Source organism: Legionella sp. JM-2024 (assembly GCF_055389095.1).
The window spans coordinates 2,895,566-2,918,741 of the sequence record NZ_AP039388.1 but is presented as its reverse complement, the minus strand read 5'-3'; the positions used below and the strand labels follow the sequence as shown (position 1 = coordinate 2,918,741).

The following is a 23,176-nucleotide window of genomic DNA, read 5'->3' as shown; positions in this document are numbered from 1 at the left end:
AGTTGTTAAAGAGTAATGGCAAGCATTGAAGTGGCTTGAGATAGACTCTATAATCTCGCATTAAACAAATAATGGCAGGATATAAAATGAATTGGGATAACGAAAACACTCAACCAGTCGATACTTTAACAGCTGAAGATTATTCCAGAGCGATGAATTTTATAGGACAAAATTTACTGTCTTCATTGAATCAAACTGTGGAAAAGTTGCCACCTCATTTTCGTAATCGTAAAGTGGTATCACAGGCTTTGTCTGCCTTTTTGGCTAATGTTATATATAAGCAATTTCCAGATAATCATGAATTATGCCAACAAATGCTTGATGAGATTACCAGGATTGTGAAGATGCAACTAGACAATATTCCACAACAAGCCTAGCCTGATTGTTGAGAACCAGAGCTAGTTTGCCACCATTTGCGGATATAAGTATTATTCCTCATTTTTTAATACATGGAGGAATTCTTTCATCCAGGGAGCATTCCCTAACCAGGTGGCTCCGGTAACTAATTTACCGTCTACTACTATACCATCCATGCCGGCATCAATAAAATGACCTCCGGCTTTTCTGACATCCGGTTCGCAAAAACTTACTGTTGTGCACTTTTTATTTTTAAGTATTCCCGCTTTATTTTATTTCCCATATCCGTAAGGATTACGCTTTTCACCATTAGCTCTTTTCTCAAAATGCTGGTAATCCTGAACATCATACCAGTTTCCTGCCCAATCCCAACCGTGTTTTGTAAACTCTTGATAAACAATACCGCTTTTGACAATTTTTCCAGGGGCCGGGATTGACCTATCCACGTAAGGAGCTCCTTGAGGTGGTAATATGGTTTTGCCTTTAATATAAGGATTGATGAGAGGATTAATATCAATAGCGCGTCCATAGCTATGTTGGGAAAACTCTCCGGGTCGATCGGTTACAGGTCGGCAATTAAATGCTGAGGTATTATTCGCGGCCATGGCAGCAGTATCATCTCCTTTAAACTCATCCATCAGCTCCATACGTTCAATGGGGAATTGATTCTGGAAAAGAACTTTAAAAATCTCAACGACTTCATTTGCCAACTCTTTGTTGACAATTAAAGTGCCGGTATGAGCCTTTTTATCAAATCCCCAATAAGTCATTTGAATATAGGCCAATTGAGACAACTCAAGCGGGCAGTTTTCATGCCAGGTGTATTGACGCATTTTTTCCTGCACTGGTTGCGGAACAGGAGTAATACTGCTTTTAAAAACGGGTTTTATTGTATTGGCTATAACAAAAGAAGACAGTAATAGGCTAAGCAGAAGGAAATAATAAATTTTCATAGAATAGTGTCTCTATTTTTTTAAAGATGTTTTTTCACTAATTTTTTCATCTTGGATAATTTAAGGGAAATATTGCCACAATGAAAAGTTTTTTGATGGTCTGTTTTTTGTGACAATAGAATCAAATAGTCTACAATTTAAATAGTATGGCTGTAAATTGGGTAAATATTCTATTTTCCCAAGTGAGATGATTGCAAGGATAAAGAAGATATTGATGCCGTTCTGATGCATTAATTATGACAATTCAGTAAGCACACAATACCTCTTAAGAGATAAGGAGTGAATCATGTTATATTGGGCCTTAATTTTTCTAATTGTTGCCATTGTAGCAGGTCTATTTGGATTTAGAGGCGTAGCATCAGCAGCAACAGGGATTGCGAAAGCTCTGTTTTTCCTCTTTATCGTAATATTCATTATCCTTTTGGTATTCAGTCTTTTGGGTGGTACGCCAGAATCGACGGTTATTATAAATCCATAGCGTTATTCTCAGGATAATGGGTGTTGTTGCGGTTGTCTCTCATGAAAAATACAGTATAACCCTGTAAAATATGGCAATAGACCTCTTGCATAACCTGTTTCTTTAGTTTTATTGCTGCGTTGCAAACGTTTCTGCGGTGCTCATTTACTACATGTAAACTCAGCTCCTCAAAACGTTTGCGCCTTGCCCTAAAGCGAAATAATCAGGCTATGCAAGAGGTCTAATGTATAAAGACCATGGGGTTCATATTATTCAAGTATGCGTTGATATATTAAAAAGGGGTAGCGAGAACATAATTGTGGGGATGGTGAGAGAAAATCTCCATATTATGCTTCTCTAATATGAATTGCGATTCCACTATGTAAAAGTGCTTCTAGGGTCTATTTTATGCAGAGAGCCTCGATCATTTTTATGAAGGTATTTTTTAAATTTTTTGACATAGAAATACGCTGAGTTGCTGGTTATATCAACGAGCATATAAACACCCGCTATACCACAGGGTGTTACCGACGTTGAAGGATAGTCAGGATGATTGCCTAGAACAAAATAATAAGACCACGCTGAAAAAACTGTACCTACTAGTTCTAAATAGTAGGTGACTGCGAACATAGTCAAATAAAATAAAGGTTTCTTTCTCTGTTTGAGAATAACCAGAAAAAACAAATAACAAAGAAAACCTGCGATATCTTTCAATATAATCAACGACATAAAACAAGTGATAAAAGCAAATTTACGTAAAAAAATTTCAAAAGCAACATGGTAATTCCATATGAATGGCTGTCGGGATAGTTGGTATACTATGGCATAGGTAACAGCGTGTCCTAGTGGGATATAAGGAGGGATGTTATCCAGATGATATTGATATAAGGTTAAGATCTTTGATCCTATGACTTCAGCGCAAAAACTGGCAACTATCATGATTAACATTAGCCAGTGTAATCTGCGGTTAGAAAGAAAAAATATCCAGCAATAAAAGAGAAACATAAGTACATTATTTATATCTTGTCCCTGAAAAAGATGATTGGCAAACCATGGGCTATCGAGAAATACAAAAATCGGTGCGCCAAGTAAAACTAAAGCGATTTGCAATTGAATTATGATATTTTTATTCAAAATTTGATGATCCTTTTAGAAGAATACAAATTCCAATCTATCCAAAACGTTGAAAATACACTCATGTTATCACATGACATTATGCCAATAGAAAACTGGGCCAGGTTAATTTGTTATGAAATGTGAATGAAAGTCACAGTGTGCTTACGAATAGTATTGAACAACAATTAAGTCGGGTAATGCAAGGGGAAATGGTTTCGGTAAAGATTGGATTGTCAATAGATACTATCATTGATAAATTAGTCGTATTCAAATGTCAGGGATAATTGTTGAGCATGAATATTACAAGCAGTTTTCTAAATCTATTAAAAAATCCTAATTTATATATTGCAGCTGTCGTTGGAACAATTCCCGGAGTAGTTGCAGGCGGTGTTATTGGAGCTTTATCTGGTAGTTATATTGCCCCTTTATTTGGATTGTTTGCCGGATATAAAGATCATCAATTTGGCATCGATGTAGATTTTCTTATGGGGGGTACTGTTGGTTTGATTATTGGAGTACTCTTGGGCGGATTGCTTACCGGGAGCATGGCAATCTTTAAAATCTATAAGAACAAAAAGCAAATCGAGGTACTCTCGAAAGATAATATTTCGGATATTTTACTTCCTGCACTCGGGGTTAGTATTGAGCTATCTATTGGAATGGCTATAGGCGCTGTGATTGGCAGCCTAAAATTGCTTGGCATTGGGACAGCCTTTGGAGCATTCACAGGAGTCGTTCTTATACTTATTACTACACCGATAGTAAAAAAAAAGAAAAATAATACCAATGATCGTCTTTCCTAAGGCATGAATAACAAATGATATGGATAGTATAGGTACAGTCGAAGCTAGTATCTCGCCCCGCTTACTCGAAGATATCAATTACAAGCGAAGCAGATTATTAAGAGTTTGATTACCTGATACAGTGGCTTTGTTTCAGGACAAAGATAAGTAAATAAATTTATTTCAGAATGGATTTATTCATATGATTTTGATATTTTTAAACAAAATTATAGAGAAATAACTTATGTATTAACTTTGTGTGTTAGAGGTATACATGTGGTTACTCTGAATTCCATGATTTTCTATTAGGTTTAAATCTTATGGCTACCAACCAGCATGCTGGTGATTCCCATAAAATAAGGATGTTATTGTGAATAAAAAATTAGGCATAATTGCTCTTTGTGTTTCTTCGTTTTCTTTATATGCCGGAACCATGGGAGAAACTGTCCCACCTGCCTATCCATGGTTTGCTTCCATAGGTACTGGTTATTCCTGGACTGAAAAACCAGGTATTGCTAATCCTAATCCTGCTGTTTGGGATTTTTCATTACAGGGCTATGATTCTGATTTGGGAGATAGAGGATTCTATACCTTTGCTATAGGCAAACAAGTTCATAAGTATATTGATATGAGCTTAAGCTATCTTGATCATGAGGTTTTTAACTATCAAAAATTCCAATCAGCACCACCTGGTACTATAGGTACCCCTGGGTTTACAGGGAGTGCAAGAACTCGCTATTTTAGCCTTGATAACAAGGCGTTATTAGTAAACGGATTTTTACATCCGGCAAATGCCTGGGCTAATCTGGCAAATGTCGATTTGACACCTTTCATCGATGGTGGTATCGGTTATGCTCATAATGAAGTGCGAAACTTTTATACGGTAGGGACAACAACCATTGCTGGTGTTGCAATTGGTTCAACTTCAAGTATTGGTGAGCCTACTGATAAAAACAGCTTTGCGTGGCAAGCGTCTGCTGGGGTGAACTTTCATCCGGCAGGAAGCCACATGAGTGTCGATGCCGGTTATCGATACTATGATGGCGGTAAATTTAATGGGCCATCAACTGTCTATACCAATAGCAATGGATTTCAGACTGCAACGCCCTGGTCAGGTCGTTTGAAGGCAAATCAGATTTTTGTTGACTTTAAGTATACTGTCTAAGTAACCTGATTGTATTTTCATGGTCTGTGTATCATGTAACTGTCCAGGTTCCTGTTCAATGGGGATGGGAACGGTAGCTTTAATTATTTGATTGTCCAGGACATCTGGCAAGTACAGATTTGCATTTTTAAATAAGTCACTGAAACTTAATCAGAGAAATCCCTTAATAAGATTGAATAAACATAACCCTTATTAACGTGTTAATAAGGGCTTGCCAAGCAAAATGGTAACGATGGATTAATTTTTTAAACCAACTGGAAAAATGATATTGATCGAGTTACCAGATTGCCATTGGACAGCTCCGCCTTTACCGTTTGTTAAGGTATATGCTACAGCGAACCTGGGTTCTATTGGATTATTGCTTGCATAGCTGCAAGTGACTTGGCCAGTTGTGCTGTTGTAGCTGGTGGTTTCATTGTAATAATTTCCAAGTTGAGCAGGGACATCATGTGCCAGCGAAATGGATTTAAAATAAATTGGATTATTTTGCGACAAAATATTTTCCATACCGTAACCAGCAATGTAATCTCCAAAATTAGTAACTACATTTGGAGCGCTCTGGGTAACAGGACAATAGATATCCACAATGAGACCTACAGGACTTGCCTTGATAACAGGAGAAAACATAATTGCAGAAAGCATTAACAACGAACATACAGGATTAGATTTTTTCATTGAAACTTCCTTTTTCAGTTATTTGGTAATGTATTGATTCGACCTGAGGATCCGTTAGTCATTACTTCAGATTGAGATCATCTTACTCAATGTTGTAAGTAAAGGCGTACAGAGAAAGGTACGATATTAATCATGTTTCAGGATATTTTGATTGTCAATATTAATCAGTATGTCTTCTCAAACAGGGCAAAAATGTTCTTTTTTTGGTTACGATTTTTTATTTGTTGCATTTAGAAAACACCATTTTCGTTAGGAGAGTTTTTAACAATCGGTTGTCCTAAGTCCCAAAGCTCTACTACCTGACCATCCTCAAACCTGAAGATGTGAACAACCGCGCTACCAATGTCATCTGGGTTCTGTTGGACATGTGAAACCGTGATTACAATGTCTCCATCTTCAAAAATCTTTTTTATTTCCAATTTCTTATTTGGATTTGCTTTGCTGGCTTCTTTCATTGCCAACATTAAGGACTGGCGATCACCTTGAAAATACTGATTGTGATGAATGAATTTCATAGAGATAAATTTTTCATACGCATCTCTAATGTTTCCATGAGCTACCATCGTTAGAAATGCAATGGCTGATTCTTTTCTGGTCATTGTTCTCTTCCTTCTTCTAAAAACTGTTTTTAGATATTAGCATTCCGTTAGTATCGTAATTCTTTCTCTAAGTATAAAGGATCTAAATGGATTTAAAATACACTTAATTTTTAATAATTGATCAAATAGATTTATTTTTGTTAACATGTGGATCTTGTATTATACTTATAGAGATTTGTTGGCATGACATCTGGTATGTCTATTTTCACTTCATTTAGGTTTTGTCAACACATCATGGATGATTCCTTAATTCATCTAAAAGGACAGAAAGTATCAAATCACAGCCTGTCTTATCGTATCAATATGGAAAAGATGGAGGGTAGGGCAATGAAAGCTTTTCTCCTAAATATTGTAGTGGTTACATTGTTACTTTTTAATGTAAACGCATTGGCAGATAAAGTCGTGATAACGGGTAGCCCAATAGTTGTGCATGACGAACAAGGTACTTATGTGACAACTACTACAGCTGATCCGGGCCGAGATTATTATTATTTTACAATCGATGGTACGAATAGAGTATGTTATCAGCAAGTTAACCCATCGCTTGTGGATCTCAATGCGGCTATGTTCAAAGTGAAAATTGGTGATGATGTCGTTTCTTTACATTGCTATGATTACAGCCCGGACTATTTTGTTATTCAATAATTGTGATTTTAATTTACGGTTTAATTTTTAATTTGGTTACGAATAAAAATTAAACCGTAATTATTGATTTTTTCTTGAAATCCAAAAATTGTTTACTAGGCTTATTAAGCAGCATCAATTTATAACTTTAATCATAAGGAGAACTATGATGAATAGGGATATTTTTGAAGGCCAATGGGAAGAAGTAAAAGGAAAAATCAAACAACAATGGGGTAAATTAACTGATAACGAATTAAAAGAGATCGAAGGAGATCAACAGGAAATTTATGGTAAGTTACAAAAACATTATGGTTATACAAAAGAGCAAATTAAAAAGCAAATTGATCTAATTAATCGGCATTAGACTTCTCTCGAAACTTGCCATGAGAGAAGTGCGAGGAGAAACGGAGCGAAGAACTGCAGTGTGCACGTCAATACATGAGAATTGTAGCACCGTATCGACGAAGCAATTCTCCATGGCAGTAGAGTTTCGAAAGAAGTCTATTAAGTAAGGTGGGAATCAACGGTAATCCACCATTGATTCCTTTTTAATCTCAAATAATCCAGAATCTGGCACGAAAAAATGAAAATGTTGCCTGTCTTAATTTTTTAAGTCTTAAATTACGGCTACTTCATATATTCTTTGAGAGTAGTCGAGAATAGACTGGTAAGAAATCCAATGAATGCTATTGCCATCATGAGATAGGCAGGTACCATCATATTGTGAGTTTTTTCAATTAAGCTGGTGGTAAGTAATGGACTCAAACCTGCGAAAATGGCAAAGGCTAAATTATAGCTTACCCCTATACCAGAATAACGAACTGGGGTTGGAAACATTTTGGCAACCACTGCTGCAAAACTTCCTGTTGTCATACCTGATATTATCGCCATGATAAGGGAGAGGAGAATGACATTGTTATGGTTCAGCAAGCCTTGATAAAAGAAGAAGCTTCCTGGTATTAAAAATAAGGCACCTATTATTAATATGGTTTTATGCCCATAATAATCAGCTAACATTCCCCATAAGATATTAGTCAAGCAAAATAGACTAAGGCCAATGAGATTAATATTGGTGATTTCTTTCTCACTATAAAGCTTAGTCAATTGCATGAAACTGGTAGAATAAAGATAAATAATGCTTATTAATGTTGCTTGTATGGCAACGATGAGTGTTGCCACTATTAATGCCTCACGATGTTGCTTGAATAAGTCTATCAGGGGAATGTTATGCACCTTATGTTGGAAGCTTAAATATTCAGGTGATTCTTCCAGTGAAGTTCGTAAAAAGTAACTGATAATGGCAAGTAACCCACCTATGATGAACGCTATACGCCACGCAGGTACATAAAAAGGCAAATGGGGTATCAAGAGAGAGATGCTGGCATCAAACAAATGAGCAATGATAATACCTAAATTTAAAAATGAAAAAATGATACCGCAAGCCAATCCTGGTTTGCGTTTCACATGTTCTGTGACGTAAGTAATCGCCCCCGGGATTTCACCACCTATAGCGATTCCTTGTATGACTCTCAAACTTAAAAATATCAACGGCATGCTCAATCCATAATCATGGTAGGAAGGCAGTAAACCCATGCAAAGAGTTGTCCAGCCCATGATGATGATAGAGAAGATGAAAGACTTTTTACGGCCATATTTATCACCAAAATGACTAAATAATATTCCTCCTAAAGGTCTTGCCAAGTAACCCACAGCAAAGGCTGAAAAGGCAGCCATAATTTCAAACAAGGGGTTATCATTAGGAAAGAAACTTTGTCCTATGTCTAAAGCAAACACGGCAAAAATGACAAAATCATAAAAATCCAACATACCTCCAAGGCTGGATAAGAAAATGACTTTACGTTCTTGATATGAGACAGTTGAAGACATGATACGCCACACGTTTTAAAAAAAAACAGGATAAAACAAAACCTTGGATTACTCCAGTATCGTTTCAATCATTATTTCACATGTGTTTGATCGCACTTTTAGTATCCTTATATTTGAATAACTCACTGTAAATATTGAAACTATTTCATAAAAAACTGAATGAAGATACTTTTTCTATAACTTACAATGAGTTACTATTGGTCGCGATGGCTATCCCTACCATTTTGAATTCAATAATTGCAAAGATGGGTTTAGATGCTTATAAATACCTCATTTTAGGTTAAAGCAAATTATTTCAAGCTTTGTATCAATGAGTGCGTTATGAAAAATAGAATGGATACTCTGCTAAAAATAGGCGGAGTTTTGGGCGTGCTTTCTGGTTGACTAACAGAGAGATAGATAATGTGGATATTTAAAGTTATCACTGACCGCTACTGTAAAAAAATATTAGATACCTACCAATCACAGGCTGATGAGAAAACTTATAAAGGTAAGGAAGCTGAATTATTAATACAAAGAAATGAATTTGCCCGGTGTTTAGTTAAGACAATTGCATTGATCGATGTTAAAAGCAAAGAGAACTATTCTAATTATTTTAAACAAGTTTCTGATGAAATTAACTCGGCATTAAAGCAAGTGAAAATTGCAGTTAAAGAATATAATGAAGAATTTAAAACGGAATTCACAACGGATCTTTATGAGAGTTTTTTCACCTCCAGTTTGACAAATTTTATTAATGTAATCTTTGAATTGTTTCAAAAATGCCCTTCTATTATTACTCACTTAATGGATGAATCATTGTTTAGCAATAGAAGAGATGTTCCCTGGGTATACCAGCTTTCTTTTGTATTATATGAGTATATTCTTGATAAAGAATTGGAGTTTTCTATAAATAAAAGTAACAGAGATATTTTTGATACTAAAAAACAATTGGTTCTTAAATATATTCAAAAGGCATCTGATCTTTACTTACACTATGAAAAGGAGGATTTTTTTACCTATTATAACCTTGTGAATGACTTATTATTAAGCATGAGTTCTGAAGAAGATGATATCCAAAAACGCAGAACTCAGGATAGTAGTTCAAATAATGTGTATTCTTATTTCACAAAATCATTTTATAGTGCCTCTGAAAAACTAATGGGAAAGGGGCAATTGGGACAAAAGATAGATTTTTTGATAGAAGAATTTAATGGCAGATCAGTGAATAGGGGGCCATTGCATAGTTAACCGCTTGCGCCCCAATTAAGAGGATGGCCACCTATATTTAATTACTATTTAGGTTTGCTGATCAGAAGCTCCTTTTTATCTTCTAAAATATTCATTAAACTCGTAATATCATCCTTTTTAAGGAATTCAAGAATTTTTTTGGTATCGTGGCCTTCAAAATTCCATCGTCCATAAAATCTATCATCTGAATTTATCTGCTTTTTTCTAATTAACTCTATAGAATTATGCAGATGCTTTAAGTTTTTTAATAACAATGTAAAATCATTGTCGTCATAATGTTTTAATGCCGCTTTAAAAACAAATATCAAAAAATGCCCAATTTCAATCTCACTGAGCTTATTGATCAATTCCTTCATGCAAGTATGTGAAGCACCGACATCAAGTAATGACATACGAATTGTATTTAATATGTTGCTAATTCCGGAAACAGGGCACAAATTTTGCCAGTTTTGAATTAATATAGGGTATAGGCCTGTAAATATTTTAATTTTTAATTCTGGACTATCCTTTTTTAATAATTTGTCCTGGAGAGATGGAGCCTCAAAGAATGTCATTGAGAATCGTAGGTCCCTGTTATTATTTTCCATTGGAATTAAGCTCTTTTCTTTTGGCTTAATTTCAGATTCTTCAACATCAAGCTTTTCCGTGGAGCAGGGTGGATGAGTTGTCAGAATACTTTCACACAATTCGCATAAATAGTGTTTGTACCCTTTTTCTAGATATCTAGAACAGGAAATAGCTTGATGCAGTTTTTTTAGCAATTCAAAATTCTTTTGTTGAATACAGTAATCCAATAACTCTTCAGGGTTTTGAAATTTTTCATGCATCCACTCATCGCGGTCAATGTGTCCGTAGGTGTCGATACAATATCCATGGCAATCTAAATAAGTCTTGGCGGCTGTCCTGCCTGATTCAATCAGTGTTTCCTGTATGTCTTTACTCAGTGAGAGATTTGTTAATGAAATATTAGGGGTTTTTATTAAAATGCTTTGATGTGCATGTCTCCTAAGTATTTGAAGATCCTCATGCCAATTATTAGTAACATTGAGATGTCCCGTAACAAATGAATAGAATGTATTACTCAACCATGACCACTTATATACCGGGTTTTGACTATAAAGGGCATTCTCTTCAAGCCCATTATCAAATTGTAAGGCAAGTACACTAAAATCCACATCATTCTTGTGTTTCAAAAAGGTTATGTTATTTCCTGTTCCTGTAAAACAAGTGGCTGGCAAATTATTTCCAATGCCCCCATCACTGTATACTTTTCCTTGATATTTTATACGTTCAAAAGCAATAGGTAAGTTTGCAGAAATAATAATGGCGTCGGCAACGGCCATGGTAGGTGTTGTATCAACTGAAAATACTTCATGTTGTTGCGTACTTAAGTTGGTCCCAGTTATAAATAGTTTTTCCCCTAATTCACATTCAGGACATATTTCCTTGATTTTGGCTAAGGTTTGAAATGTGATACCTTCCGGGCAACTGTATATGTTTTCTTCAAGAAAGTCTTGGAATTTAGCAAAGTGGGTCTTGTATTTTTCATCCGATATAATATCCATTACTTTTTTTAAGATGACATAATTGGCTGCTTGACGCATTAATTTGGCTGAACTAAGGCCTCCTTTATTGAATATTTGTTTTATGTTATTGAGGTTAAAAATGAGAGGGCTATCTAGCAGTTTATCTTCATTAAACCAGGAAATAATTTGCTTGATTTCAGAGCAATTATAACCAAGATACGCAAATGCTGCGACCATGGCACCTGCTGAACTCCCGGAAAATTCAGTGAAAAGTAATCCTCGATTCGTCAGTTCATCAAGTGCACCTATATGAGCCAGTATTCTGGAACCACCTCCACTAAAAACAATGCGGTGAGGAATGGGGGCTTGCTCTGTAACGAAGAGACTAAAATCATAAGAATCAAAGGTAATATTTAAAGTATTAGTTGTTACCCATGTTTCTTTTGTTGGTAGTGTTGTAGAAGAATTTGAACCACTTAATTCGTCATTATGAGAAACTTCTTGCTTTGTTTTCATACCTATAATCCCTTATATAAAACAAATTCTAAGTTATTTTTGTACGATTCCCTCTGCTCTATCCCTCTCAATCAATCGAGTGTATAAAATGATTAGTTATTACGTTTTTAGATTTAGATATTCTCCTTTTAGAGCGGTTTGAATTTGGTATTTGGGTATTTTAAACCAAATTGAATATGTTAAGATCTTATGGATCAATTATTAACATAAATGGTCTTTGAGCAGACGTCAACCTGTTTCAATACTTGGGATGAACATTCGAGATCATAGGTAAGTTATTTGGAAGGATACCTGGTGAGCTGAAAGGAGCATTAGGGTAGGAACTTGATATAAAAGAGATTGTTATAACGGCTTACAAAGCTTATCTCTCAAACAATAAATGTGTTAATCAATTACTCTTCACAAGCCTTGTTATATCCAACTGCATTCTTGATGGATGTTACACTGGCTATGCTGGTTGAAAAATTAAAAAATATTTAAGTCTATAATTTTATAGCAGGAGAAAAATCTGAGTAAGGATAATTATCGTGCGCTCTCGCATCTGAAATTTGATTTTCAATCGTTAAGATTATTTCGTCTGATGAATAGCTTACATTGTCAATGGGAGAATACACTCCATGTCCTATCCTGGGTAATTTGGATTGAATACCCTGATTTAATTGCCCTTTAGGTTCCAATATTATCAAATCGCCTGTTCCTGTCATGTTAAAAGCGACACTATCGCCAAATAAAGGGGTGGGTTTAGCCTTTGCTCGAGTCAATATTTTGAATGTTTGTTTATAGCATAAACTGGGCTCTTCGGTATTGCTACCAGGACCTGCCAAGGTAACTTGACCTTCCAATTCTGACCAGGATAGTTCCATATTGGTAAGTTTTTGTAAGTCAGAAAGTATTCTGTCCAATTCTTCATTAATTGCTACTTCTGTTGTTCGAGCACCAGATATATGGTCTAGATAATAACAAGGTATTCCTCGCTCGTCTTCAGTAGCTACCAAAACACCTGTACAGTCTACAAAACCTTCAGTTCCTAATACGTCCAAATCTCCTTCTTTAAATCCTGCTCCCGCATCTACTCCTGCTCGATAACAATGAAGTCCCTTCATGTTAGAAAGCTGATGAGAATCAGGTCTATGAGATAGTGAAAATTTTTTACATTGTTGTAAGAGTAAATCGATTTCTGGTGCTTCAGAATCCAACTGTTTTTTCTTAAGGCTTTTTAATAGTATTGCTGCTTTCCAATTGGTTTTTTCGTCAATACTCGATAGCAATATTAAACCCTCATCGAGTTTGTTGTAGTGTGAAAGCTTTTTATAATATTCTGATGATTCACTTGGCTTGATGTGTTCTGTATCCAGCAAAACCACCTCATGGCTATCGACCATTACAATTATCTTTGTCATACTATCATTTTGTTGCTTTTGGGAATTTAATTATACATTTTGAATTAATTTTTTCAATTATAATAGCTATTATTCAATTCTAATTGTCCTTTTTAAACCAAAGATTGTCCTTTTAAAACCATTAAACTTAATTGTGATTAATTTATAATTAATTAGTTTGTTTTTTAACTGGTTGATTGATGCCTAATCTTGCAATTTATAATAAAGAAAATTATCAGCAGCATCCGCAGATACGATTGATCCCTTGGACAATATGGGTAAATTTATTTCGGTGTTTTATAAGTCCGCATGAAGTATCACTAATGACATTGCCTTATGAAGGGGCTGTTAGTGTCTTTTTGTCAAAATCAGAGTGTATGGAGCAAATGAGGCAGTTGGTATGTATGTATTATGCACACTCAGATATTAATACCCAACATTTTTTTCAGGATATTAGTAGTAAGGGTGCAAAAAAAGAGGCTGTTTTTGTGTTTGCAGCATTAACAGGGCGATTGGAAATTTTAAATACTCTGTGTGACTTGCTAAAGTCTTCGGAAGTAAAAGGGATGCTTAAGGCAGAGAATTACTATGCTTTTCGTAGTGCGGCTGCAAATGGTCACCTGGAAGTTATTAATCGCTTTTGTGAATTGATACCTACTGAGGTTGTGGTGATGATTAAGTCCTATCGTTACGATGCTTTTAGCAGGGCGGCAGAGAATGGACACTTGGATGTTCTCAATCGTCTGTGCGAATTAGCCCCAGCTGATGTGGTCATGAAGATGATTAATGCCGAGAACTACTATGCGTTTCGCTGGGCAGCAGGGAATGGGCATCTGGACGTTGTCAATCGTCTGTGTGAATTGGCACCAGCTGAGGTTTTGGTGATGATTCAAGCAGAGAATTACGATGCGTTTCGCTGGGCAGCAGGGAACGGACATTTGGACGTTGTCAATCGTCTGTGTGAATTGGCACCTACTGAAATCGAAGCGATGATTCAAGCAGAAAACTATTATGCTTTGCGTTGGGCTGCGGTAGGAAAAGGTCATTATGATATTGTCAATTTTTTGCTAGCTTATCCAGTTGTACTGGCATATGCAGAAAGGCATGAGTTTGAATATGGAGACAGATACGTCAATCCTTTTATTGCACAGTGTCTGAGTAAATTACATGGAATGCGAGATTCCTTGATGCAGGATAACCCCATGGGTTTTTTTGATTTTGCCACTGAACAAGAATGTCTACAGGGATTTTATGTATTACACAACTTAATCCGTCGTAATGACGAAGTGTTGTTGGATGAAATTCACTTTTTACTGGACATTCCAGGCATAAAAAAACTGGTACATAGTGCAGTAATTCCGTATGGTGACAATGGATTACTTCGCTTAGCTTTAAGACTGGGAAATCAGGACGCATGTGCGTTGCTTTTAACGATTCCAGCCGTACGGGCATTGGCTGAGACAAACAATTATTATATTGATGAAGCTGAAGGACGGTTTGACTTGCGGGCGGTAGCACAAAACACCGAATCTTCTATGCTTGCCTTAGGTTTAGTGAAGCCCAGGATGCTTAAGAATGCTGCATGAATCACTTTAGGGTAACTAGTCGTATTCTATTGAGCCCACGAAATTTATAAAAGAGAATTAAGTCATGGGCTATGAAAAAATAAGCAGATATAAAAATAAAATGCCAGAGACATTCTTATATTTCAGTTTCACTACTGCCAGGGAGTTTACTGATGAAGTCTGTACCCATTAGTTGAGAGGGAGTTGTATAGCCACCGTTTACTTTATTTTTTATTAAATATTCAACCACGGCTAAGCTACCACTTATAGTAAGCGCATATCCATTGGCTGTTGTAATTCGGGCAGTTTTACTTTCGCCTTTTGCGTTTTTTGCTTCGCCCCAGACATAAGTAACAAGGTGTTTTAATTGCTCTGCATTGGGACCTTTTTGCTTCGCGGCTTTCCTTTTTAGAAAACTCTGTATAGGATTGAATCGCAAAAGCCAGCGTATGTAATTGGCTCTTTTAAGGATCGATAGTTTTCTTTCAGATACGGGGATATACACCTCTATATTAGGTATTCCTGTTGTGTAATAAGCAGTACTCACATCTCCCCAAGGAATGGTTGTCGCTAGTTTTTCACCCTTACCAAAATCAATTGTACGGGTTTTCCAGCCCAAAGGTACCGTTTTTATTTGACCATTAATACGAACTTTACCTCCATGCGCTAAACCTTCTACAGCCGTTTTTGCAGTGCCAGGAGATAAACCAGAGTTGGTATCAAATCCAAGCGCTAAATAATTGGCGTCAGGTAGTGCTTGTTTTAATTTGGCTGCGATACTATCTGTTGGTATGACATCAAATCCGACTCCTGGACAAAGTACGATGTTGGCTGCTTTTGCTTGTAAATTTTGGTTATGTGCGTATTCAAAAACGGAGATTTCACCAGTAATATCCAGGTAATGGGTTCCTGATTGAATGCATGCTTGTATCATAGGTTGACTCGTGGAGGAAAACGGGCCAGCACAATTTAAAACCAATTGCACATCAGAAAGTTGTTTTACCAAATTTTTTTGATCAAGCAAGTCAAAAACACGACCAGAAAATCCTAGCTCTTCAGCTAATGATTTCACTTTATTCTGGTTACGTCCGGCAATGATTGGTGTGAGTCCTCTTGCTTTAGCTTCCCTTGCTATCAATTCTCCAGTATAACCATTCGCCCCATAGATCATCCAGTTGTTCATTACCTTATTCCTTAAAATCGCATAGTACTCTTATATGATTCATGCCACACAGGTGACGCTCGCTATATCAGATTGAAGCATACTGTAAATGATATTGATTTAATATCACTTTTAGCGCATTCATTTCCTCACTGTCTTGAGAAAAGATTAGACATTGAATGGCGGTTCTCATCACTTGATGTTGTCGAACCATTAACAAGAGCTTTGTTTTATCCTTCGATGGTGTTTGCAAAGTAGATCTTTTAGTGGTCCAGCTGCTACATAAGCGATCTCTGCATTATTTTGACAGGCCTGTAAAAGTTCGAGAATTTTTTCAAGATTAATTTCTGAATTAGACCAGGTATCTACAACTTCCCGCGCTCAAAAATCTGCGTCACTTTTTTTCTAAAGTAGTTTAGATAGTCAGTAATTACATTATCCATCACTTGTTTACCTAAAAAAATATTACTACATATTTATCACATTTTGTGTTCTATGAATTATAAAAAATATAAGCGTCAAACATAGCAACTATATTTGTTTTAAGCATGGATAAGCTTGCTCCAATTTGGTTTTAATACTCTAAAGAAGGAGCATCTTTTAAGATACTATTCTTTGCATTTAGTAAAAACCGGCTAATTTCATCAGAGTGCACCCAGGCTAGACAAGCTTGAAAATAAGGCTCAACCAACTAAAATTGAACTTTAAAATAAGTTGATTTTTAATGTCCACAAAATAAAAACAGGGGGAAGGAGCATTGAAGATTTTCACTGCATCCTGGTTGTAAAGGATGGGGGATTATCATGGGGAAGGTAAATTGGCTGTAATTGAAGTAACTACTTTATTCGTAAAATACACTTTATATATAAAGTCTTCAGGTGATGCATGATAAGTCCATACCTCAGTAAGAAAGGGAGTTGAACCATATTTTACACCTGAGGAATTGAATAAAGCTTGAGTGGTACTGAGGATTTTTTTAGCTTGAGGGGTACCGCATTTATTTATTACTATTTCCTGTGTATCCCCTTCATAGACTAATTGTCCGTTGCATCGAAGTGCCCAGCAGTAATTGATATTTAATATAAACAATATAAACGCAATTAATTCTTTCATATCTTCTAAATAATAATCTAATACGTAAAATATAGTATTGTTTTCAGAAAATATATATCGAATACCTCATTCGATATTCAATCAAGGTCTAAAAATAGCATATATCTCTGCTATTTGTTAAATATTAATTGCCCATACTTGAAATTTTGATCAAATAGAGCGAGGATTAAAAAAAATGATCAAAAACTAAAAAAATGAATTTATATGCTGCTGCTGCGGAGGTTATTCCAGTAGAAGAACAGGTTGCTCAGACAACTTCTCCATACTTCATGTCTCTACTTTTGTCTGTGCAAATTTTAAGCATATTGATTGGCACAGCCTTTCTTTTTATTGCATTTTATATGCTTCGCCCAAGAGAAGAAGAGCAAAAACGCATTCAAGATCAATTTTTATTTTATTTGATCCTGGGGCTTTTTTTCATTTTTTCCCCTTTTTTACTCGAATATCTTAGATAATTAACTTAGGGAATATTGTGAAGTTTTAAAGTGTTTCTCAATATCGAAATTGGAGTTTTTAGCAATTTGCAACATCTCAGTACTGGTTCCAATCTATACAGAAATAGTAATCTCCTCTAAAAATAAACCTTAAAATATTGACTGATTAATAAATGATGCACATAATTTATGTGCAAATGGAGTATAAATTATGCCTAATTCAAGAGTACAAATCTGGTTACAAAGACAAATTGCTTCCGGAGCTTTTCCAGCGAATAGAGAGGACTGGTATATCAAAAATGGCTTCGGCAATTCAGATATGTCATTGAAAGAACGTTTTGCCAGTTTTGAAGAGGCAATACGTAAAGAGGATTCTCCCTACTTTGAACAATTCTCCAATATTGAATTTGAGCGCTTTGAAGTAGAAGTTACTTTGGCTAACCAAACAATTTGTAGGACAGAAATGGTAGGCTTCCATAATAATTCTGATAAATCAGAAGAGTCCAACTCCTCTGGGAAGGGAAAACATATACTTTATTTCACTGGAATGGGATCTCTATATCAAGATTGCCTGACCGATATAGCAAAGGCTGTTCAAATAACTGGGGCACATTATTATGCTTTTGAATACCCAGGCATGAGTAAACTGGGCGGTGAAGTGTTAGAAGTCAATGATATGGTTAATACTGGAATTGCACTGACTAATACCTTGCTTCAAAAAGGAATATCAATTGATAATATACTTTTTCAGGGGGATTCTTTTGGCGCTGCTATAGCAAAAAAAGTCAGTGATCAGTTCAAATTGCAATCAGATGTCACAGTAAGATGCATTATGAACAATACTTTTTCCACCTTTCAAGAGGCTTTTGAAGGAAAGATGGGATCGTTTTCCACTTTACGTTATGCAGTCCGTCCTCTGCTTCGTTACACAGGTTGGGATATTCGCCCTGGAGATAGCTATGGTCTTGATACCCCTTACCAAACACACATCAATCATATAGGTGATCTTACTCTGGGAGCAGGGCATGCGACCCTTGCAGAAAAAGTGGAATCCAATTCACAACTTGAAAATGTCGTTGATCCATGTCCTGAAGACTATCGTGATAAAAGAGACTCATATAAGCACTTGCACTGGGCTTCACTTAGCGAAGAAGGAATAACTTATCTCGAAACAAAATATGGCCGAAACAGTAATGGACAATTAGATACGCATCTGGCCGATTTATATTTACTGAAATATGATAATGGTTTTGGTGTGTATGAATCGTTTATTTGTAAATATCTCGAAGACAGTAATCAATATGTCGCCAACCATCCGCAACAACTTTCTCTCGACCGATTACCCAGTCCTCTTGTGTCCGAAACAGTCTCACTGACCCAATTGATTACCTCTGTGCTACCATCAAGACCTAGTATATTGGGTTTCTTTAGATACACTGCTACAGATAATAAGGAAGTAGCAAATCCAGAAAATAAAGATCAAGAATCAATAAAGTTAAAATAAACCGGCTCACGACTGATTGTTTGACTTCCCCTTTTGCAGTACTGCAATCAACTTGAGTGAACCACATAAACTGCTATGCAGGGGAAGCTGCAAAATGCTTAATGAAATGTAGAATCTATCGTTGGTGAAATGTCGTTGGATGTTTGTATTGTTTCAAGTTCAATCTCTTCAACGATTACTTTGATATCCTCCATCTTATCTTCGATGATGCATTGAATATTTTTGGGATTACTCAAGGTTTTATCATTATATTGCAGAAGTTTGTCGATCTCTTTAGGCCCCATTTCATTCACGGCATCTTTGATTTGCGGGTAAATTTCTTTAGAAACCAGATTTTCCATGCGAGCAAGCAAATCTTCTCTTGCAATTTCTTCGCTGGATTTCACTTTGAGTTGTTGTAATTCACTTTTTAAGGAGAGCGTTTTTTCTACCTTCATATTTTGCAGTTGATACATTTGAGCTACATTTTTCTGGAAAGTTTGATGCATCTCAGGAGAAATTATAATGATGTTTGCCGTATTAATTTCTAGTGGATCTTTTAATTTAAATATTTCCATTATACGTTTTTGTTGTTCTTCAGATTGTGGTGTAATACGAAGAGAAAGAGATCCATCAGAAATCCATTTATAACCAATATCTGCGTGATCCATATCTGTTTTGACTAATGATACCAGATATGGGAAAGTTTCAAGAGTATAAGTTGGTTCAACTAATAATTTATCCCGTTTTGCATGATATTGTTCATTAACACATTTCATGGCTTCAGTCATTCCCTTTTGATCCAGTGTACAACTTAAGCCATGTTCAGTTTGTTTAAAATCAAGTCCGAATTTTTCTTTCAATTCGGCACTAATATTTTTATTTGTTGTGGTTATCGTATAATTTCCATCTGAATCTGTACTTAATTGAAACGGTATTCTTTTATTAATCGGATCGACTCGCATGTGATTAAGAAAAACGGTTCCATCGTGCGAAAGAACAGATGTTGGCGAAACCGTTTTTTCCAATTTATCAAGAAAGTCGACTTCCTCTCTGGTCAGCAACAATCGTTGTTCGAACACTTCCAGGATTGTTTGATTGTTTATTGCTGCTCTGTTTGACATAGTATCAATAAAAGCAAGGTTATCCTTTAACTCTTCCGTATTCATATTAGTTTTTAAGGCATTTTCGATTAAATCAATTTTTGTTTCAGCAAAATAATGATCATATCTTGATAATTTTCCTGAACCAATCTGAATAATTAATCCATCAATCACTGATTCCTGTTGTTCGTTGCTGCAGGCTTTTCTTAGTGCAGCAAGCCGATTCAACAAATCTTCGGTTGTTGGGAAACTAGCCTGAATGCGATTGAGTTCCTGCCTTAAGCCTGGATAACTTTTAATGACTTCATCACCAGGATTTTCACCAGTAATCATTTTCTTTAATAAATGAACACCTTCCATGCGTTCGGATAAGGCCGTGTCATAAAAAATGCTGTAATTGCGATACATAAAATGACGTGCCTGGCCCATGAAGCCAGAACCTTTGAACATACTGGGAACTTTGGCCACGGGATCTTCAAATGAGAAATCATCCTGCAAGCTTTGGACAACTCCTGCTCCTTCAAAAGGCTTTCCGTAATCAAATCCGTAAAAAACTCCTCCGGCAAAACCTTTATTCTGAGCTTCCTTGCCGATACCATCGCGGTCACCAATTGCGATACCAAAAATCAGGTTCTTGCCCAAACCAGGCACAACCATAGATTTCTTGACTAAGGCTTCCTGATTTTCAACTAAAATACCATTATAATCAGGTTCTTTCCCACCATGAAGAAATTTCTTGAATGGCCGCATACCGTTTTTCCAACCACAGGACAGTTCGAAGTGAGTACCTGTTTTACCTGCGACTCCTACCAGTTTCTGTTTTTGATTGTCCATACTAAAATGACGTGCCAGTTTAGTACCGGCAAATTCACGCAATGCTTCTTTATTGGTTTTTATTCGTGCTTTGTTGTCATTTTTTTCAGCCTGGTCAAGTTTATACATCCAGGCTTCTAATTTCGGGTTTTTGGCGACTGCTTTCTCGATTTCTTTGCAGAGGTTGGCAATATCCTCATCCAGAGTTTGATTTTTTCCATAAGGTTTCGGCGTCATTGCATTAATGAGAGTGGCGAATGTCCTTTGTTTATGCTTTAAGTTGTCTGATTCCAATGATTTCAGAACACCTTCGAATTTATCACTACTTAGTGTCAGTAGAATGGGTTTCAATGCCTTGAAAAATTCTTCGTTCAAATCAATTGCCACAAAGCCAGGTTCTACACCGCCTGGTTTAGGGGCGTAACAAAATTGAGTGGTTCCTATCATGGTTCCCACACGGTTTTGTGTATTATGACTACGTAATTCCAATTGGCCTGGGATTTTTTGACGACCGATAGAATTCTCGGAAAGGCTTAGCATAACGTCTATTTTTTTAGTACTGGACAACACGGGGGCACTGACCGTTGTTTTTTGTGATTCCGACGTGGTCTTTTTAGGTTCAGGCAGTAATGATTCTTCTTGTCCGGATTTTTTTCCGAATTCACCAACCATTCGAGCAATGAGGCCATCAGTTTTTATATGGTATTGATTGTCTTTATCAAGCTCAACACCAAACTGATCCTCACACAACTTTTTAAGTTGTTTGCCTAATTTGCTGTTTTTTCCTCCTACTGATTTTAGAATACTGTTGTATTCTTCAGAAATAGCATCAAGCAAAGCAAATATTTTCGCATCTGATGATAATTTTTCGTTTTTAATTATTCCATCCAGTTTATTCATTAATGGCTTTTTATCACGGTCAGTTTTGATTTGTTCAATTTTAGCCAACTCAGGAACGATTCTCTTATATTCTTCTTCGAAAGTCTCACTGGTTAGTGCCTCTCCGATTGGTTTTTCTTCTGCAAGTAAGGTAAAATATTGCATGAGAAATTCATCATCAATTTCATAGTCTTCTGTTTCCGTTAGCAGTTTTAATTTGTCTTCGTCAAGTTCCATCGCTGTAAAATAATCATGGTCAACGACTAGATGCTCCAGCAATACACGGTACATAGCGTTTCTCAGTGCTGTGGAATTATGCTGAGCGTTAATTAGAGTTTGCCAGGCTTCAGAGTTAGTATCTACTCCGTCGGTTGGAAAATCAGGGCTACTCAATAATTTGTATAAAGCGCGATAACCACAACTCCATCCGTCTTTTTGCAGATTGTCTGTATTCACATTAACCGTTTTTGTCTCAAAATCGGGGAAGGCTTCGTAATCTTTAACCACATTATTAACATTGGATTGAGCTGAGTAATTGATTGCATCTGTTAGAGTGGTGGTCACTGCTTCTGCATCATGGGTCATTGAGTCGCTGTAATCAATGGTGATCGTATTAGTTTCAGGATTAACGGTTACCAAAGCTTCTGTCCAATGTGAACCCTGACTACGTAAGGAGCCGCTGCTGCCACAGTTGATCAGCAGGGGAATAGTGTATGGTTCATCACTGTCTTGATGTTTTTCACGTTCAAAATGCAGAATCATACCAATGTCTTCAACATTCAAACGGGTAATATGCACCTTGTCACGTACACCTAATTGGGTCAGAGCACGTTCTAAATCAACATCACTCAGCCATTCATGCTGGCCAAGGTCTTCATTTAAAAATTTTTCCGCAATGCCGAGATTGGCACTTTGTGCATGTAAATCTTGTAAAGAGACCGATGAGGATTTTTGTTTGATTTCTATAGCCAGTAAGCTGGCTCCTTTTTCATCAAAAGCAAGTGTTACAGGGGGAACATCTTCCGAAAAAACTACAACTTTATCAAGCAGGTTGACCAGGTTGTGAAATTGTTCTCCATGTTCTTCACGCGTGACACTATTACTGCTTCCTATGGCATCAAGCTCCAGGTTTTCAGAGTTCAGATTATAAAAAAAATCAAATGCTGTAATTAAATGGGTATAGTTCTCAACAGAATTTAACCAATTTATTTGGAATGTATCTTTGAATTTTTCCTTAAGATATAATTCAAGTATTAGGCGTTTTTTATCTTCTTCTAATAATTTTGCTGTTTCATGTTGGTTTTTCATGTTATTTCCTTTGGTTGGCTAGCGGTATTGGCGTTAATAAATCCCTATTT

General features: G+C 36.2%; 21 protein-coding genes. 10 read left to right on the top strand and 11 right to left on the bottom strand.

All coding sequences use genetic code 11. The annotated features are described in order from the left end of the window. The first annotated feature begins 86 nt into the window (after window positions 1-86). Window positions 87-377: a hypothetical protein gene (locus ACZ5EK_RS12710; RefSeq protein ID WP_464430011.1), complete on the top strand. Its 291-nt coding sequence runs from the start codon at window positions 87-89 to the stop codon at window positions 375-377. 51 nt (window positions 378-428) lie between these two features. Here the strand turns inward: ACZ5EK_RS12710 and ACZ5EK_RS12705 are convergent, their stop codons facing one another. After that, the gene (locus ACZ5EK_RS12705; protein WP_464432503.1) at window positions 429-617 is read right to left on the bottom strand and encodes a hypothetical protein; all 189 of its coding nucleotides are present in this window, start codon (window positions 615-617) and stop codon (window positions 429-431) included. 12 nt (window positions 618-629) lie between these two features. Then, window positions 630-1,310 (bottom strand): M15 family metallopeptidase, encoded by a 681-nt coding sequence (locus ACZ5EK_RS12700; protein ID WP_464430010.1) that lies wholly within the window; start codon window positions 1,308-1,310, stop codon window positions 630-632. Window positions 1,311-1,596: 286 nt separating this feature from the next. Here ACZ5EK_RS12700 and ACZ5EK_RS12695 point away from each other — a divergent pair, with 286 nt between their 5' ends. Next, on the top strand, window positions 1,597-1,788 hold the full coding sequence (locus tag ACZ5EK_RS12695) for a DUF1328 domain-containing protein (RefSeq protein ID WP_464430009.1): 192 nt from the start codon (window positions 1,597-1,599) through the stop codon (window positions 1,786-1,788). Between the two features lie 357 nt (window positions 1,789-2,145). Here ACZ5EK_RS12695 and ACZ5EK_RS12690 read toward each other — a convergent pair whose 3' ends face one another. Further along, window positions 2,146-2,901, bottom strand: a complete 756-nt coding sequence (locus tag ACZ5EK_RS12690; protein WP_464430008.1) for a hypothetical protein — start codon at window positions 2,899-2,901, stop codon at window positions 2,146-2,148. Window positions 2,902-3,176: 275 nt separating this feature from the next. Here ACZ5EK_RS12690 and ACZ5EK_RS12685 point away from each other — a divergent pair, with 275 nt between their 5' ends. Further along, complete coding sequence (locus ACZ5EK_RS12685; RefSeq protein WP_464430007.1) at window positions 3,177-3,686, top strand: hypothetical protein; 510 nt, start codon at window positions 3,177-3,179, stop codon at window positions 3,684-3,686. A 349-nt stretch (window positions 3,687-4,035) separates the two neighbouring features. Beyond that, entirely contained in the window at window positions 4,036-4,830 is a 795-nt protein-coding gene (locus tag ACZ5EK_RS12680) for an outer membrane protein (RefSeq protein ID WP_464430006.1), read from the top strand. 237 nt (window positions 4,831-5,067) lie between these two features. Here ACZ5EK_RS12680 and ACZ5EK_RS12675 read toward each other — a convergent pair whose 3' ends face one another. Beyond that, window positions 5,068-5,505: a hypothetical protein gene (locus ACZ5EK_RS12675; RefSeq protein ID WP_464430004.1), complete on the bottom strand. Its 438-nt coding sequence runs from the start codon at window positions 5,503-5,505 to the stop codon at window positions 5,068-5,070. 230 nt (window positions 5,506-5,735) lie between these two features. Continuing rightward, a complete protein-coding gene (locus tag ACZ5EK_RS12670) occupies window positions 5,736-6,104 on the bottom strand; it encodes a nuclear transport factor 2 family protein (RefSeq protein WP_464430003.1) in 369 nt (122 codons plus the stop codon). Between the two features lie 327 nt (window positions 6,105-6,431). Here ACZ5EK_RS12670 and ACZ5EK_RS12665 point away from each other — a divergent pair, with 327 nt between their 5' ends. Together ACZ5EK_RS12665 and ACZ5EK_RS12660 are read left to right on the top strand one after the other, a co-directional pair. Next, a complete protein-coding gene (locus ACZ5EK_RS12665) occupies window positions 6,432-6,749 on the top strand; it encodes a hypothetical protein (RefSeq protein ID WP_464430002.1) in 318 nt (105 codons plus the stop codon). Window positions 6,750-6,897: 148 nt separating this feature from the next. Beyond that, window positions 6,898-7,092, top strand: a complete 195-nt coding sequence (locus ACZ5EK_RS12660; protein ID WP_464432502.1) for a CsbD family protein — start codon at window positions 6,898-6,900, stop codon at window positions 7,090-7,092. 263 nt (window positions 7,093-7,355) lie between these two features. Here the strand turns inward: ACZ5EK_RS12660 and ACZ5EK_RS12655 are convergent, their stop codons facing one another. Then, complete coding sequence (locus ACZ5EK_RS12655) at window positions 7,356-8,615, bottom strand: MFS transporter (protein ID WP_464430001.1); 1,260 nt, start codon at window positions 8,613-8,615, stop codon at window positions 7,356-7,358. Between the two features lie 402 nt (window positions 8,616-9,017). Here ACZ5EK_RS12655 and ACZ5EK_RS12650 point away from each other — a divergent pair, with 402 nt between their 5' ends. Further along, on the top strand, window positions 9,018-9,845 hold the full coding sequence (locus ACZ5EK_RS12650) for a hypothetical protein (protein ID WP_464429999.1): 828 nt from the start codon (window positions 9,018-9,020) through the stop codon (window positions 9,843-9,845). A 44-nt stretch (window positions 9,846-9,889) separates the two neighbouring features. Here the strand turns inward: ACZ5EK_RS12650 and ACZ5EK_RS12645 are convergent, their stop codons facing one another. Both ACZ5EK_RS12645 and ACZ5EK_RS12640 read right to left on the bottom strand, forming a co-directional pair. Then, window positions 9,890-11,887 (bottom strand): patatin-like phospholipase family protein, encoded by a 1,998-nt coding sequence (locus ACZ5EK_RS12645; protein WP_464429996.1) that lies wholly within the window; start codon window positions 11,885-11,887, stop codon window positions 9,890-9,892. 482 nt (window positions 11,888-12,369) lie between these two features. Continuing rightward, window positions 12,370-13,287 carry a hypothetical protein gene (locus ACZ5EK_RS12640; RefSeq protein WP_464429994.1) on the bottom strand — a complete coding sequence of 306 codons (918 nt, stop codon included), beginning with the start codon at window positions 13,285-13,287 and terminating at the stop codon, window positions 12,370-12,372. 302 nt (window positions 13,288-13,589) lie between these two features. On the opposite strand from ACZ5EK_RS12640, the gene ACZ5EK_RS12635 reads away from it, so the two are divergent. Further along, a complete protein-coding gene (locus ACZ5EK_RS12635; protein WP_464429991.1) occupies window positions 13,590-14,852 on the top strand; it encodes an ankyrin repeat domain-containing protein in 1,263 nt (420 codons plus the stop codon). Between the two features lie 115 nt (window positions 14,853-14,967). On the opposite strand, the gene ACZ5EK_RS12630 is transcribed toward ACZ5EK_RS12635, so the two are convergent. Further along, on the bottom strand, window positions 14,968-16,014 hold the full coding sequence (locus ACZ5EK_RS12630) for a saccharopine dehydrogenase family protein (RefSeq protein WP_464429990.1): 1,047 nt from the start codon (window positions 16,012-16,014) through the stop codon (window positions 14,968-14,970). Between the two features lie 780 nt (window positions 16,015-16,794). Continuing rightward, complete coding sequence (locus tag ACZ5EK_RS12625; protein WP_464429989.1) at window positions 16,795-17,106, bottom strand: DUF2845 domain-containing protein; 312 nt, start codon at window positions 17,104-17,106, stop codon at window positions 16,795-16,797. A 194-nt stretch (window positions 17,107-17,300) separates the two neighbouring features. Here ACZ5EK_RS12625 and ACZ5EK_RS12620 point away from each other — a divergent pair, with 194 nt between their 5' ends. Together ACZ5EK_RS12620 and sdbB are read left to right on the top strand one after the other, a co-directional pair. Further along, a complete protein-coding gene (locus ACZ5EK_RS12620; protein ID WP_464429988.1) occupies window positions 17,301-17,561 on the top strand; it encodes a hypothetical protein in 261 nt (86 codons plus the stop codon). Window positions 17,562-17,751: 190 nt separating this feature from the next. Further along, window positions 17,752-19,044 (top strand): Dot/Icm T4SS effector alpha/beta hydrolase, encoded by a 1,293-nt coding sequence (sdbB, locus tag ACZ5EK_RS12615; RefSeq protein WP_464429987.1) that lies wholly within the window; start codon window positions 17,752-17,754, stop codon window positions 19,042-19,044. Between the two features lie 98 nt (window positions 19,045-19,142). On the opposite strand, the gene ACZ5EK_RS12610 is transcribed toward sdbB, so the two are convergent. After that, window positions 19,143-23,126: a hypothetical protein gene (locus ACZ5EK_RS12610; RefSeq protein ID WP_464429986.1), complete on the bottom strand. Its 3,984-nt coding sequence runs from the start codon at window positions 23,124-23,126 to the stop codon at window positions 19,143-19,145. Window positions 23,127-23,176 lie beyond the last annotated feature (50 nt).

Coding starts and splice junctions, on each gene's coding strand:
- ACZ5EK_RS12710 (WP_464430011.1), top strand. CDS start 87: ATGAATTGGGATAACGAAAACACTCAACCAGTCGATACTTTAACAGCT.
- ACZ5EK_RS12700 (WP_464430010.1), bottom strand. CDS start 1,310: ATGAAAATTTATTATTTCCTTCTGCTTAGCCTATTACTGTCTTCTTTT.
- ACZ5EK_RS12695 (WP_464430009.1), top strand. CDS start 1,597: ATGTTATATTGGGCCTTAATTTTTCTAATTGTTGCCATTGTAGCAGGT.
- ACZ5EK_RS12685 (WP_464430007.1), top strand. CDS start 3,177: ATGAATATTACAAGCAGTTTTCTAAATCTATTAAAAAATCCTAATTTA.
- ACZ5EK_RS12675 (WP_464430004.1), bottom strand. CDS start 5,505: ATGAAAAAATCTAATCCTGTATGTTCGTTGTTAATGCTTTCTGCAATT.
- ACZ5EK_RS12670 (WP_464430003.1), bottom strand. CDS start 6,104: ATGACCAGAAAAGAATCAGCCATTGCATTTCTAACGATGGTAGCTCAT.
- ACZ5EK_RS12665 (WP_464430002.1), top strand. CDS start 6,432: ATGAAAGCTTTTCTCCTAAATATTGTAGTGGTTACATTGTTACTTTTT.
- ACZ5EK_RS12660 (WP_464432502.1), top strand. CDS start 6,898: ATGAATAGGGATATTTTTGAAGGCCAATGGGAAGAAGTAAAAGGAAAA.
- ACZ5EK_RS12655 (WP_464430001.1), bottom strand. CDS start 8,615: ATGTCTTCAACTGTCTCATATCAAGAACGTAAAGTCATTTTCTTATCC.
- ACZ5EK_RS12650 (WP_464429999.1), top strand. CDS start 9,018: ATGTGGATATTTAAAGTTATCACTGACCGCTACTGTAAAAAAATATTA.
- ACZ5EK_RS12645 (WP_464429996.1), bottom strand. CDS start 11,887: ATGAAAACAAAGCAAGAAGTTTCTCATAATGACGAATTAAGTGGTTCA.
- ACZ5EK_RS12640 (WP_464429994.1), bottom strand. CDS start 13,287: ATGACAAAGATAATTGTAATGGTCGATAGCCATGAGGTGGTTTTGCTG.
- ACZ5EK_RS12635 (WP_464429991.1), top strand. CDS start 13,590: ATGACATTGCCTTATGAAGGGGCTGTTAGTGTCTTTTTGTCAAAATCA.
- ACZ5EK_RS12630 (WP_464429990.1), bottom strand. CDS start 16,014: ATGAACAACTGGATGATCTATGGGGCGAATGGTTATACTGGAGAATTG.
- ACZ5EK_RS12625 (WP_464429989.1), bottom strand. CDS start 17,106: ATGAAAGAATTAATTGCGTTTATATTGTTTATATTAAATATCAATTAC.
- ACZ5EK_RS12620 (WP_464429988.1), top strand. CDS start 17,301: ATGAATTTATATGCTGCTGCTGCGGAGGTTATTCCAGTAGAAGAACAG.
- sdbB (WP_464429987.1), top strand. CDS start 17,752: ATGCCTAATTCAAGAGTACAAATCTGGTTACAAAGACAAATTGCTTCC.
- ACZ5EK_RS12610 (WP_464429986.1), bottom strand. CDS start 23,126: ATGAAAAACCAACATGAAACAGCAAAATTATTAGAAGAAGATAAAAAA.